Source organism: Serratia sp. 2880STDY5682894, from assembly GCF_001537385.1.
In the GTDB taxonomy this organism is placed as follows: domain Bacteria; phylum Pseudomonadota; class Gammaproteobacteria; order Enterobacterales; family Enterobacteriaceae; genus Serratia; species Serratia nevei.
Map to the genome: position 1 here is coordinate 562,389 of NZ_FCJA01000001.1, position 13,019 is coordinate 575,407.

Annotated in this window: 15 protein-coding genes and 1 other annotated feature; of the genes, 1 reads left to right on the forward strand and 14 read right to left on the reverse strand. The window is 56.9% G+C overall.

What is annotated here, in order from left to right; all coding sequences use genetic code 11:
- Positions 1–13: 13 nt before the first annotated feature.
- From btuD to AWX27_RS02545, 4 genes are all read right to left on the reverse strand, one after another.
- A complete protein-coding gene (btuD, locus tag AWX27_RS02530; protein ID WP_060419216.1) occupies positions 14–769 on the reverse strand; it encodes a vitamin B12 ABC transporter ATP-binding protein BtuD in 756 nt (251 codons plus the stop codon).
- 5 nt (positions 770–774) lie between these two features.
- Entirely contained in the window at positions 775–1,326 is a 552-nt protein-coding gene (locus AWX27_RS02535; RefSeq protein ID WP_060419218.1) for a glutathione peroxidase, read from the reverse strand.
- 45 nt (positions 1,327–1,371) lie between these two features.
- The gene (gene btuC / locus AWX27_RS02540) at positions 1,372–2,379 is read right to left on the reverse strand and encodes a vitamin B12 ABC transporter permease BtuC (protein ID WP_060419220.1); all 1,008 of its coding nucleotides are present in this window, start codon (positions 2,377–2,379) and stop codon (positions 1,372–1,374) included.
- Positions 2,380–2,558: 179 nt separating this feature from the next.
- Entirely contained in the window at positions 2,559–2,975 is a 417-nt protein-coding gene (locus AWX27_RS02545) for a DUF2502 domain-containing protein (RefSeq protein ID WP_049271951.1), read from the reverse strand.
- Positions 2,976–3,207: 232 nt separating this feature from the next.
- Here AWX27_RS02545 and AWX27_RS25410 point away from each other — a divergent pair, with 232 nt between their 5' ends.
- The gene (locus tag AWX27_RS25410; RefSeq protein WP_047727673.1) at positions 3,208–3,339 is read left to right on the forward strand and encodes a hypothetical protein; all 132 of its coding nucleotides are present in this window, start codon (positions 3,208–3,210) and stop codon (positions 3,337–3,339) included.
- A 189-nt stretch (positions 3,340–3,528) separates the two neighbouring features.
- Here AWX27_RS25410 and ihfA read toward each other — a convergent pair whose 3' ends face one another.
- The 10 genes from ihfA to AWX27_RS02590 all read right to left on the reverse strand — a co-directional run bounded on the left by ihfA (position 3,529) and on the right by AWX27_RS02590 (position 12,946).
- Complete coding sequence (ihfA, locus tag AWX27_RS02550; protein ID WP_004931414.1) at positions 3,529–3,825, reverse strand: integration host factor subunit alpha; 297 nt, start codon at positions 3,823–3,825, stop codon at positions 3,529–3,531.
- Positions 3,826–3,829: 4 nt separating this feature from the next.
- Complete coding sequence (pheT, locus tag AWX27_RS02555; protein WP_049288255.1) at positions 3,830–6,217, reverse strand: phenylalanine--tRNA ligase subunit beta; 2,388 nt, start codon at positions 6,215–6,217, stop codon at positions 3,830–3,832.
- 14 nt (positions 6,218–6,231) lie between these two features.
- Positions 6,232–7,215 carry a phenylalanine--tRNA ligase subunit alpha gene (gene pheS / locus AWX27_RS02560; protein WP_004931416.1) on the reverse strand — a complete coding sequence of 328 codons (984 nt, stop codon included), beginning with the start codon at positions 7,213–7,215 and terminating at the stop codon, positions 6,232–6,234.
- Positions 7,216–7,402: 187 nt separating this feature from the next.
- Positions 7,403–7,525 (reverse strand) — a sequence feature (Phe leader region).
- On the reverse strand, positions 7,477–7,521 hold the full coding sequence (gene pheM / locus AWX27_RS25235) for a pheST operon leader peptide PheM (RefSeq protein WP_121626058.1): 45 nt from the start codon (positions 7,519–7,521) through the stop codon (positions 7,477–7,479). (Overlaps the previous feature by 45 nt.)
- A 113-nt stretch (positions 7,526–7,638) precedes the next feature.
- Positions 7,639–7,995, reverse strand: coding sequence for a 50S ribosomal protein L20 (gene rplT / locus AWX27_RS02565; RefSeq protein ID WP_004931417.1), 357 nt, complete (start codon positions 7,993–7,995; stop codon positions 7,639–7,641).
- A gap of 43 nt (positions 7,996–8,038) precedes the next feature.
- Positions 8,039–8,236: a 50S ribosomal protein L35 gene (gene rpmI / locus AWX27_RS02570; protein WP_004931418.1), complete on the reverse strand. Its 198-nt coding sequence runs from the start codon at positions 8,234–8,236 to the stop codon at positions 8,039–8,041.
- A 98-nt stretch (positions 8,237–8,334) separates the two neighbouring features.
- Positions 8,335–8,886 carry a translation initiation factor IF-3 gene (gene infC / locus AWX27_RS24310; protein WP_048233542.1) on the reverse strand — a complete coding sequence of 184 codons (552 nt, stop codon included), beginning with the start codon at positions 8,884–8,886 and terminating at the stop codon, positions 8,335–8,337.
- Positions 8,887–8,889: 3 nt separating this feature from the next.
- Positions 8,890–10,818 (reverse strand): threonine--tRNA ligase, encoded by a 1,929-nt coding sequence (thrS, locus tag AWX27_RS02580; protein ID WP_025159696.1) that lies wholly within the window; start codon positions 10,816–10,818, stop codon positions 8,890–8,892.
- Positions 10,819–11,033: 215 nt separating this feature from the next.
- Positions 11,034–11,657, reverse strand: coding sequence for a hypothetical protein (locus tag AWX27_RS02585; protein ID WP_060419222.1), 624 nt, complete (start codon positions 11,655–11,657; stop codon positions 11,034–11,036).
- A gap of 239 nt (positions 11,658–11,896) precedes the next feature.
- The gene (locus tag AWX27_RS02590) at positions 11,897–12,946 is read right to left on the reverse strand and encodes an AAA family ATPase (protein ID WP_060419224.1); all 1,050 of its coding nucleotides are present in this window, start codon (positions 12,944–12,946) and stop codon (positions 11,897–11,899) included.
- Between the last annotated feature and the right edge of the window lie 73 nt (positions 12,947–13,019).

Genomic DNA, 13,019 nt, shown 5'->3' on the forward strand with positions numbered 1-13,019 from the left:
CCGCCGCCGCGACTCAAGCCGTGCGGGTCATGATCCAACGCTGGTCCCCCACCCATTGCAGGTGGAAGTCCACTTCATAGATCTGCGACAGCAGCGCGGGTGCCATCACCTCACGCGTGGCCCCCTGTGCCACCAGCCGCCCGGCGTGCAGCAACCAAACCCGATCGGCCTGCTGTAAGGTATGATTCAGATCGTGCGCGCACACCAGCGCGCTGCGCCCGCTCTGGCAAAATTCCCGCAGCAGGCGATCCAGCGCGACTTTCTGCGCCACGTCCAGGCTGTTGGTCGGCTCATCCAGCAACAACAGCTGACTGTGCGGATTGACGCTGGGCCACACCTGCAGCAACACCGCCGCCAGCCGCACCCGCTGCCATTCGCCACCGGAGAGCTGCGTCAGCATGCGTGACAGCTTATCCACCAGCTTCAGCCGCTGGCACAAATAGAGAATGGCGTGTTCCACATCGGTTTGCGCCGCTGCCGCTGGCCGGTGCAAGGCCAAATACTGGAACACCGGCATCAGCGACACCGGCGGCTGTTGCTGGCTGAGATAGCCGCGCCGGCATGCCAGCGCGTTACCCGGATAATCGGCCAGCGCGCGCCCGTCCAGGCGAACCTCGCCCAGCCCCGGCAGCATGCCGGCCACCCGCGCCAGCAAGGTACTCTTCCCGGCGCCGTTTGGGCCGATCAGATGAACCTGCAACCCGCCTTCAATCTGTGCCGAAAAAGGCGCCAGGCGCCCCGCCACCCCAACCTCGACGAGTTGCAGCATCCGTCTTATCCTGCCAGCGCTTGTTTTACCGCCGCCACGAGCGCCGGATCTTCCGGCGTGGTGTCAGGCGAGAAGCGTTGGATCACCGTGCCGTCGCGCGCGACGAGGAATTTCTCGAAGTTCCACAGAATATCGCCGGCGTGCTTCGGCGCCCGCCCTTTGCTGGTCATCCGCGCCAGGAACTCGCTGCCCTCCGGTGCGACAGCATCCGGCTGCGCGGCAATCAGAGCCTGGTACAGCGGATGCCGATGTTCGCCGTTCACCTCAATCTTGGCGAACATCGGGAATTGCACGCCGAAGGTGCCGCGGCAAAACGCCAGGATCTCTTCGTTGCTGCCCGGCTCCTGGCCCAGGAATTCATTGGACGGGAACCCCAAAACTTCCAGTCCCCGATCGCGATAGGCTTCGTACAGCGCTTCCAGCCCTTCATATTGCTTGGTCAGGCCGCACTCCGAGGCCACGTTGACCACCAGCAGCACCTTACCCTGGTAGGCGCCCAGCGTGGTCGCCTGATTTTCGATGGTGTGTAACGGCAGGTTGTAGATTGGCTTGCTCATCGGTTGTCATCCTTTGGTTTTTTAATGGCAGGTGAATGAAGAAAACTACCTTACGCCCTTTGTTCGGGTCAGTAACCAGATAAATAGCGGCGCCCCCAGCGTGGCGGTCACCACGCCGATCGGCAGCTCGGCCGCCAACAGCGCAACGCGGGCGATCACATCGGCCACCAGCAACACCCCGGCTCCCGCCAGCGCGCAGGCCGGCAGCAGATAGCGCTGATCGGTCAGGCCGGTGAGCCGCAAAATATGCGGGATCACCAACCCAACAAAACCAATCACTCCGGCGAGCGCCACGCTGACGCCGACCAACCAGCCGATCGCCAGCACCAGCAAATTACGCCACAGATGCAGCGACAGCCCAAGTTGCCGCGCCTGTACCTCGCCCAGCGCCATCAGGTTGAGCGCTCTACCCTGGCCGCACAGCCACAGCAGCACCGGCAGCAGCGCCAGCACCAGCCACTTTTGCCGCCAATCGACGCCGCCGAAACCGCCCATCATCCAGTACATCAGCTGCCGCAGATCGAGGCTGGTGCTGAAATAGACCGCCCAGGTCATCAGCGCGCTGCACACGATGCCCAGCGCCACGCCAACCAGCAACAGCCGTGCATTGGTCAGGCGCCGGCGCCGAGCGAAGCCCAGCAGCAAAAAGGTCATCGCCAGCGCACCGGCTATCGCGGCGGCGCTCATCAGCGCCACCGGCAACAAACCGTGCCCTAACAGCACCGTCAACACCAGCGCGACGCCGGCGCCGTTAGCCACCCCCAGCAGACCGGGCTCCGCCAGCGGGTTTTCAAACAGCGCCTGCATCACCGCGCCCGCCACCGCCAGGGCGGCGCCGACCAGCATCACCGCCAGCGCGCGCGGTAAACGCAGTTGCCAAACGAACAGCTGCGCCCGATCGCTGAACCACGCTGACGGCCATATCCATTGGTCACCGGCGCAGAGGCTGAACAGCAACGCCACCGCCACGCCCAGCGCCAGCAGAGTGACCTGGCGCTTATCGCGGTAGCGCTGATGTTGCAACAGTAAGGTGAAAGTACGGCTGGTTGGCATGGCGCGGCGGTTCCCTGCCGGCCGCTGTCGTGGCCGGATAATTGACGTCTGAGTCGAATATTAGGGGGTTAACGCCGCAAGGGGAAGCCTTGTGTAGGCGATGGCGCAGGAAAGCAGCGGCTGGCCCTGCCCGTCATCACCATGATGATGGCAAAACCAGCCGCCGATAAACTCAGGGATTAACGATGCGGGCCGGCGTTGCCCGGTGGATAAGGCTGACCACGGCCGTCATCGCGCCGGTCATGGTCACCCCGATCGTCATGACGGCGGTCGCGGTCGCGATTATCGCGATCGCCGTGGAACGGATTGCCGCTGCGTTCCGGCTCGCGATGCTCATAGCCACGCGGCGGCGAAGGTTGCCAGCGTCCGCCGTCCCAGTACAAACCGCGCGCATTGCGCTCACCCAGACCGCGGCCCTGGTGCGCATGCCACCACTGCGGTGGACGCCAGTCGTAGCCGTCCCAGTAGTAGCCGCGACGGTCCTGATCCCCCAGATGCAGGGAAACGCCCGGCACGTTGATATCGACGGACACATCGGCCTGCGCCGCCAGCGGCAGCAACAGCGGGAAACACACCAGCAACAGGATCTTTTTCATTTTACCTACTCACTCTATTTTTCTTGCTGCAGTGGTTATATCAGCGTGCTTATTTAACGACTATCTCATCGATGCCTATTTTCAGATCGTTTTCGACGGCCTTACACAATCCCTACACTGTTTTCCGCCGCCTTTAATTATCATAACCACTGACAAGGTTTAACGAATAACTGACGTCTCTCAAGCCGCAAGACAATTATAATTAAATGGATTCCCACCGGAGGATAATAAGATGATTAAACGTATCGGTATGTTGCTGGCCGTTGTCGCCTTGGCCTCAAGCCTCAGCGCCTGCTGCTGGGGCCCGCACTGGGGCGGCGGCCACCGCGGCGACGGCCCAGGCCATTATTATGGCCGTTATTGAAATGACAAATAAGGCCACCCATCAAATGAAATAAGATATAAGAATATTCCGCAAATAAGATTAAATAAATTTTCGCCGTAGTGCTTTAATGAATAATTTTAATTCTTACATTGCCCATTAGGAATAAACTGAATTTTCCCAAAAAAAAGAAAAAGGCCGCGCAAGCGGCCTTTTTTGATGTCACGTCACTCACCCTTTCGGGCTGGCGTTTTCTACCCGGCTTTTCAGCTTCTGCCCCGGACGGAAGGTCACCACGCGGCGCGCCGTAATCGGAATGTCTTCGCCGGTCTTCGGGTTACGCCCCGGACGTTGGTTCTTGTCACGCAGATCAAAGTTGCCAAAACCCGACAGTTTTACCTGTTCGCCATTCTCAAGGGCCCGACGGACCTCTTCAAAGAACAGTTCCACCAGGTCTTTGGCGTCCCGTTTGCTAAGCCCAAGCTTCTCAAACAGGTGTTCTGACATTTCAGCTTTAGTAAGCGCCATAGGTTCAATCCCTCAAGGATGCTTGGAATCGCTGTTTTAGAGCCTCTACGCATTTTGCAACGGTAGCGGCTATCTCCTCTTCTTCCAGTGTACGAGCGGTATCCTGCAATACCAGACTGATAGCCAGGCTCTTGTCACCTTCTGCCACGCCCTTGCCACGGTACACGTCAAACAAGTTTACGCCAACTACCTGATTTGCGCCAACTTTCTTACACTCGGCCAAAATATCTTCTGCGGGGACGTTTTCAGCCACCACAACGGCGATATCACGGCGGTTTGCCGGGAAGCGCGAAATCTCCCGCGCCTGAGGCACGGCGCGGCTCGCAAGCTTGTTCCACTCCAGTTCAAACACCACGGTGCGGCCGTTAAGATCCAGTTTACGTTCAAGTTCCGGGTGAACCACACCGATGAAACCTACGCGTTCACCGTGCAAATAAATCGCCGCACTTTGCCCTGGATGCAGGGCCGGATTGGCTTCCGCCCGGAACTGAATTTCGGATAATTTACCGGTCAGCTCGAGGACAGACTCCAGATCCCCTTTTAAATCATAGAAGTCGACGGGCTTGCGCGCCAGATCCCAATGCTCATCGTGCGTATGGCCAGCGATCACGCCTGCCAGCATGACGTCCTGACGGATACCCAGATCTGCCGCACTATCAGGCACAAAGCGCAGGCCGCTTTCGAACAGGCGCAGGCGCGTCTGCTGGCGGTTCTGGTTATACACCACCGCAGACAGCAGGCCGGTCCACAGCGACAGACGCATCGCCGACATCTCGACCGAAATCGGGCTCGGCAGGATCAGCGCTTCTTCATTCGGATGCAGTAATGCCTGCACTTTCGGATCGACGAAGCTGTAGGTGATCGCTTCCTGGTAGCCGTGATCGACCAGCATGGTCTTCACGCGCTTGAGCGTCAGATCGGCTTCGCGATGCTGGGTCATCACCAGATCGGCACGAACCGGCACATCCGGGATGTTGTCGTAGCCGTAAACGCGCGCCACTTCTTCCACCAGATCCTCTTCGATCTCCATATCGAAACGCCAGCTCGGCGCGACCGCTTGCCAGCTGTCGCCCTGTTCGGTTACCTGGCAACCCAGGCGGCGCAGAATGTCGCTAACCTGCTCGCTCGGCACCACGTGGCCGATCAGGCGATCCAGCTTCTCGCGGCGCAGCGTGATGGTAGCGCGCTTCGGCAGTTCGTTTTCATCGGTCACGTCGATAACCGGGCCGGCCTGGCCGCCGCAGATGTCGAGCAGCAGGCGCGTGGCGCGCTCCATCGCTTTGTACTGCAGCGCCGGATCGACGCCACGCTCATAGCGGTGAGAAGCATCGGTGTGCAGGCCGTGACGGCGTGCGCGACCGGTGATCGACAGCGGGCTGAAGAAAGCGCACTCCAGCAGCACGTCCTGAGTTTCCCCGTTGACGCCGGAATGCTCGCCGCCGAAGATACCGCCCATCGCCAGCGCTTTTTGATGATCGGCGATCACTAAGGTGTCGGCGTTCAGTTTGGCTTCGTTGCCGTCCAGCAGCGTCAAGGTTTCCCCTTCTTCCGCCATGCGCACCACGATGCCGCCGTCGATGCGGCTCAGATCGAAGGCGTGCATCGGCTGGCCAAGCTCCAGCAGCACATAGTTGGTGACGTCAACCACGGCATCGATAGAACGGATACCGCAGCGACGCAGTTTTTCACGCATCCACAGCGGGGTTGGCGCCTTGACGTCGATGCCTTTCACTACGCGGCCCAGATAGCGTGGGCACGCCTGCGGCGCGTCAACGCGGATCGGCAGCGTGGCGTCGATGGTGGCGGCTACCGGGCTCATGTCCGGCTCGGTCAGCGCAACCTGGTTCAGTACGCCCACGTCGCGCGCAACGCCGATGATGCCCAGGCAGTCGGCGCGGTTCGGGGTAACGCTGATCTCGATGGTGTTGTCGTTCAGTTTCAGATAGTCGCGGATGTCGGTGCCGATCGGCGCATCCAGCGGCAGCTCAATGATACCGTCATGATCGTCGGAAATGCCCAGCTCGGAGAACGAGCACAGCATGCCTTCCGAAGGTTCGCCGCGCAGCTTGGCGGCCTTGATTTTGAAATCGCCCGGCAGCACCGCGCCCACGGTGGCGACCGCCACTTTCAGGCCGGTACGGCAGTTCGGCGCGCCGCAGACGATGTCGAGCAGGCGATCGCCGCCTACGTTAACCTTGGTAACGCGCAGTTTGTCGGCGTTCGGATGCTGGCCACACTCGACCACCTCCCCCACGACGACACCGTTAAACGCGCCGGCAACCGGATCCACGCCGTCCACTTCCAGGCCGGCCATGGTGATTTGATCGGATAATGCTTCGCTGCTGATGGCCGGATTTACCCACTCGCGCAACCAGAGTTCACTGAATTTCATGTGATATTCCCGCCTTACTTAAACTGTTTGAGGAAACGCAGATCGTTTTCGAAGAATGCGCGCAGGTCGGTGACGCCGTAACGCAGCATCGTCAGGCGCTCCATGCCCATGCCGAAGGCGAAGCCGGAGTAAACTTCCGGATCGATGCCCACGTTGCGCAGCACGTTCGGATGCACCATGCCGCAGCCCAGCACTTCCAGCCACTTGCCGTTCTTGCCCATCACGTCCACTTCAGCAGACGGCTCGGTGAACGGGAAGTAGGACGGACGGAAACGAACCTGCAGGTCTTCTTCAAAGAAGTTGTTCAGGAAATCGTGCAGCGTGCCCTTCAGGTTGGTGAAGCTGATGTCTTTATCGACGATCAGCCCTTCCATCTGGTGGAACATCGGGGTGTGCGTCTGATCGTAGTCGTTACGATAAACGCGGCCCGGCGCAATGATGCGGATCGGCGGCTGCTGGTTCTTCATGGTGCGGATCTGCACGCCTGAAGTCTGGGTGCGCAGCAGGCGCGTGGCGTCGAACCAGAAGGTGTCGTGGTCGGCGCGCGCCGGGTGATGCCCTGGAATGTTCAGCGCGTCGAAGTTATGGTAATCGTCTTCAATTTCCGGGCCGGTGGCAACGGAGAAGCCCAGCTCGCCGAAGAAGGTTTCGATACGGTCGATGGTGCGGGTCACCGGATGCAGGCCGCCGTTCTCCATGCGACGGCCCGGCAGGGACACGTCGATGGTTTCAGCCGCCAGGCGCGCGTTCAGCGCGGCGCTTTCCAGCGCGTTCTTACGCGCGTTCAGCGCGTCTTGCACCTCTTGCTTGGCCTGGTTGATCACCGCGCCGGCCGCCGGACGGTCTTCCGCCGGTACGTCGCGCAGAGACTGCATCTGCAAGGTGAAATGACCTTTCTTGCCAAAATATTCGACGCGTACCAAATCTAACGCGGCAACATCCTGGGCATCTTCTACGGCTGCCTTGGCATTGGCAACCAGCTCTGCGAGATGTGGCATTGCTTTCCTCTTCCTCTGGCCGGGATGGCCCTAAGTAATTGTTATCTATTATTCGAACACGCCTTTGAGCAATCTTCAAAGACTTTTCAATACGTTGCCGGCCAGGCGACTCACCAGCGAGGCACAAGGCTCGCTCAACGCCTGCCGCTCTCACCGCAACGCTTTGCAAGGCGGGACGATGGCCAAAAACAAAAAAGCCTCCACGAGGGAGGCTTAGGCGCTACTTTTCGTTTCTTTTCTTACGCGCAAAGCCTCCTGAAATCAGGCGCTAAAGTAAAAAAAGAAACGAAAAATAGCTGCGTGCATGATTGCGGTACCTTGTCGATGATTGCCCACCAGTGATATAGCGGCGGCCAATAAAAGTCAATATTTGTCGCTGAAAACAAAGATTAAAAGAGGGAGCAAGCTCCCTCTTCTACTGACTTACGCCAGAGCTGCTTTCGCTTTCTCAACCAGTGCGCCGAAGGCCACTTTGTCGAAGACTGCGATGTCAGCCAGGATCTTACGGTCAATTTCGATCGACGCTTTTTTCAAGCCGTTGATGAACTTGCTGTAAGACAGACCGTTCTGACGAGCAGCTGCGTTGATACGTGCAATCCACAGCTGACGGAACTGACGCTTACGTTGACGACGGTCACGGTAAGCATACTGGCCTGCTTTGATTACTGCCTGGAAGGCAACACGATATACGCGCGAACGGGCACCGTAGTAACCTTTCGCCTGCTTCATAATTTTCTTGTGACGTGCGCGTGCAATTACACCACGTTTTACGCGAGCCATATGCTCTCTCCTAAAGTCTTATTCTAAATTCAAAAAAAATGGCTTATGCGTACGGCAGGCACGCGGTAACCAGGACCAGATCGTTTTTAGACACCATGCCTTTCGGACGCAGGTGACGTTTACGCTTGGTTGCTTTTTTGGTCAGAATATGACGCAGGTTGGCATGTTTACGCTTAAAACCACCGCTGCCGGTTTTTTTGAAGCGCTTGGCTGCACCACGTACAGTTTTAATCTTTGGCATTTTAATTAAATCCACTTCGCATTGTTAAACAACGAATCAGTTGGGCGAATAAAACCCACACAGCGCAAGCGCCGCGCGGGTTCCATTACTTGTAAGCCTTACTGTTTCTTCTTAGGAGCGAGCACCATAATCATCTGGCGGCCTTCGATCTTCGTAGGGAAGGATTCGACCACTGCCAGATCCATATCTTCACACAGGTCTTTACGGACGCGGTTAAGCACTTCCATACCGATCTGCTGGTGCGCCATCTCACGCCCACGGAAACGCAGGGTGATTTTGGCTTTATCGCCATCTTCCAGAAAGCGAATCAGGTTGCGTAGTTTGACCTGATAGTCGCCATCATCGGTGCCAGGACGGAATTTGATTTCCTTAACCTGGATAACTTTTTGCTTCTTCTTCTGTTCTTTCGTCGACTTGCTCTTCTCGTAGAGGAATTTGCCGTAATCCATGATTCGGCAAACTGGCGGTTCGGCATTTGGGCTGATTTCTACTAAATCAACGCCCGCTTCCTCAGCTTTTTCAAGAGCTTCATTCAGACTGACAATACCAATCTGCTCGCCATCGACGCCGGTTAGGCGAACTTCTTGCGCGCGAATTTCTCTGTTAATGCGATTAGGACGCGCCGGTTGAACTCGTTTTCCGCCTTTAATACTTTATTCCTCCAGTTGATGAAGACTACGGCTGCGAATCTCTTTCAGCAGCTTGTCTACGACTTCGTTTACGTCCAGGCTTCCCAAGTCTTTGCCACGGCGGGTACGAACGGCAACTTTGCCTGCTTCGACCTCTTTGTCGCCGCACACCAACATGTAAGGGACTCGACGTAAAGTATGTTCGCGAATTTTAAAGCCAATCTTCTCATTTCTCAAGTCCGCTTTCACGCGAATGCCTGCATCCTGCAGTTTTTTGGTCAATTGCTGGACATAATCAGACTGGCTGTCGGTGATATTCATCACCACCACCTGCACCGGGGCGATCCAGGTCGGGTAGAACCCGGCGTATTCTTCGGTCAGGATACCGATGAAGCGTTCCATGGAGCCCAAAATGGCGCGGTGAATCATTACCGGCACGACGCGATCGTTGTTTTCGCCAACGTACGAGGCGCCCAAACGGCCCGGCAAGAAGAAATCGAGCTGCACGGTACCACATTGCCATGCGCGATCCAAACAATCATGCAGGGTAAATTCAATTTTCGGTCCGTAGAAGGCACCCTCACCCGGCTGATATTCAAACGGAATGCCGTTCTCGGTCAGCGCGGCGGCCAGGTCTTCTTCCGCACGGGTCCACATGTCGTCGGTGCCGATGCGCTTTTCCGGACGCGTAGACAGCTTGACGGCGATCTTGTCGAAGCCGAAAGTGCCGTACACGTCATAGACCATGCGAATGCATTCGTTCACTTCGGCACGCACCTGCTCTTCGGTACAGAAGATATGGGCGTCATCCTGCGTGAAGCCACGCACGCGCATCAGGCCGTGCAGGGAGCCCGATGGCTCGTTGCGGTGGCAGCTGCCGAACTCGCCCATGCGCAGCGGCAAATCGCGGTACGACTTCAGGCCCTGGTTGAAGATCTGCACGTGACCCGGGCAGTTCATCGGCTTGATGCAGTATTCGCGGTTTTCCGACGCGGTGGTGAACATGGCGTCTTTGTAGTTTTCCCAGTGGCCGGTTTTTTCCCACAGCACGCGGTCCATCATGAACGGACCTTTCACTTCCTGGTACTGATACTCTTTGAGCTTCATGCGCACGAAGGCTTCCAGCTCGCGGAAAATCGTCCAACCGTCGTTGTGCCAGAACACCATGCCCGGCGCTTCTTCCTGCATGTGATACAGGTCGAGCTGTTTGCCGATCTTGCGGTGATCGCGCTTGGCCGCTTCTTCCAGGCGCTGCAGGTAGGCGTTCAGCTGCTTCTTGTCTGCCCAGGCGGTGCCGTAGATACGCTGCAGCATTTTGTTTTTGCTGTCGCCGCGCCAGTAAGCGCCGGAGGTTTTCTGCAGCTTGAAATGGTGACAGAAACGCATGTTCGGCACGTGCGGGCCACGGCACATGTCGACGTATTCTTCGTGGTGATACAGGCCAGGACGATCGTCATGGCTGATGTTCTCATCCAGGATCGCCACTTTGTAGATTTCGCCGCGCTCAGCGAAGGTGTCGCGGGCTTCTTGCCAGCTGACCTTCTTCTTGATGACGTCGTAATCCTTATCGGCCAACTCGTGCATCCGCTTTTCCAGCAGATCCAGGTCTTCCTGCGTCAGGGTGCGGTCGATATCCACGTCATAATAGAAACCGTTGTCGATCACCGGACCGATCGCCATTTTGGTATCCGGCCACAGCTGCTTGATCGCATGACCCAGCAGGTGCGCGCAGGAGTGGCGCATGATTTCCAGACCGTCTTCATCTTTGATGGTGATGATGGCCAGCTGCGCATCTGATTCGATCAGATCGCCGGCATCAACCAGCTCGCCGTTGACGCGGCCGGCGATACAGGCTTTCGCCAGGCCAGGGCCGATATCGCGCGCGACATCCATCGGGGAAACGGGGTGGTCGAAATGACGCTGACTACCGTCAGGAAGAGTAATAACAGGCATTAATAATTCCTTATCTACAGTGGTGACCCACACGACAGATCACATGCAGTACGAAAATTGGGTTTTGGGTTTGGTCAGCCAGGTTTCAGATCTCGCCCACAATTGCCAGATTGAAACCTCACTGGGTATACAGAATGGAACGCATACCTTCTCAGCCGCATTCGGCTAAGCGAATAGTATCACTAAAATTGTTCCGGATAAATAAAGCGCCGCCCTCACGCTTTCGCCTCATCCGGCGCAAAAACGGTTTTCATGTAGCTCAGGGTGGCCAGCAGGCACAGGCCGTAGCCCAGCAGTTCACAGCCCTCTTCCACCATGTTTTTCACTACCCGGTTATAGCCGTCCAACATCAGCGTTTGCCACAGCGCGCTCATGCCGAACAGGCGTGAAAACACCAGAATGCACAGCAGGCCCGCGCACATCATGCCGTAGCCGGGATGCGTCACGAAATCGGCCAGGCCGCGCACCGTCGCCGCGATGTGCCTGGCGGCATGCCACAAGCAAACCAAGGCGACCGCCAGCGCGAACCACACCCACGCGCCGTGCCACAGCGCATCGAAGGCGAAGTCCATCTCGCGGATCAGCATGCAGAGAAAGAAGCCGCCGACCAGCATCCAGGCGGAGCGGCGTTCAGCCTGTCGCCAGGCCGCGGCGAAAAAACCACCGGAGATGGCGAGCAGCAACAGTTCCTGCGCCACTTCGGTCAGCGAGGTTTCATGCACGAAATTATGCAGCCAGTGTACGTCGATAAACACCAGGCCGACCAAGGCCGCCAAAAAAGCGCCATAGAATAGAAAGGCAACGGCCTTCCCCAGCAAAATATTCAGCTCTTGTTTCATAATCACACTCATTATTATTTACAGCGCATCTATGTTATCCACCTGTTCTCAGGGATCGTGGCAATTGATGCCTAATACCGTACACAGCGATAAAGGTGGTCATTAATCACGCCGCAAACAATAAAAACCCCGGCACATGGCCGGGGGAAACGCCAGTCTTTCCTGGCTGTCATTTCATCACCGTCAGTATTTCAGGCTCTCATCCCTCTATCATCGAGACGCGCAAACGAGCCTGGAAATTACGCCTGCGGAGATGATACGGTGACACGCCGGGCGTTGGTGTTAACGCCCCACAAGCCTGCCAATGCACTGACCACTGCGCCAATCAACAATGCAAAGAATGACCACAGGGCAGCCCGAGACAATTCGTCCGCAGCCGCGGCAGCCTGTTCGCGCGCTTTCTGTTTCAGCTCAGCATACTCCTGTTTTGCCTGATTGATTTTTGCTTCGGCTTCATCCAAACGCTGATTAACCAGCTGCGCAGTTTTATTTTTGGCGTCGACCAAATTCTTCACAGTCTGGTCTACTTCCTGCGGCGTCATATTGGTATTTTCAACCAGCGCTTTTTTCAGTGTGTCTTGATCCACATCTTGCGAGATGGCCTCACCATGTTTTTTAAGCTTGTCGACCAGTTGCTTAATAATCGCATCGCTATTGTCGGGCTGAAGTGCCAGGGCTTTTACTGCGTCTGCCAAATCAGTCTTGGCCGCATTCAACTGTTGCTGCATGAATTCAGGCTGCAATGACGGAATACCACTTTTTTTAAGCGCCGTAACCACATCACCATGCAGCTGTTCAGGTTCCAACGTGGTGTCTATACCCAACTTGTCAAACACCTTGCCACCCACGTCCGCTAACCCGGCAGCCCCTTTGCCAATCGCTGAACCGGCACCGGAGAGCAAGCTGCCAGAGGTCGAAGCGATAGCACCCAGCGCATTGCCGGTGGCCTTCACTGCAGACCCTACCAGCATCCCGCCCAGCACCGCCGCCACAATCAGTGACGTAGCCCATACCAGGAAGCCATGAATAAGGCCGTCATTAGCAGCCAAACGTCCGGCAATAAAAGCGCCGGCAGCCAAGCTAATAATGATTGAAACAGCGGACCAAATCACTACGGTGGTACCGGCTCCATTGATTGGATCGTCTGACGTCGGATCCACGATGGAAAATCCAAGGCTGGTACCCAACGTCGACAGCAACAGTGAAACAGCCAATACGGTGATAACACCACCAATGACGCTGCCCCAGGAGATTTTTTTCGCCGCTACCCATTCTTTTGCCACTTCCATAGTAAAACTCCTTTTAAGCTTTTCGATTATAAAGAAATGCCACAAAGCCTTACCAGTATAGAAGTGTTTAATC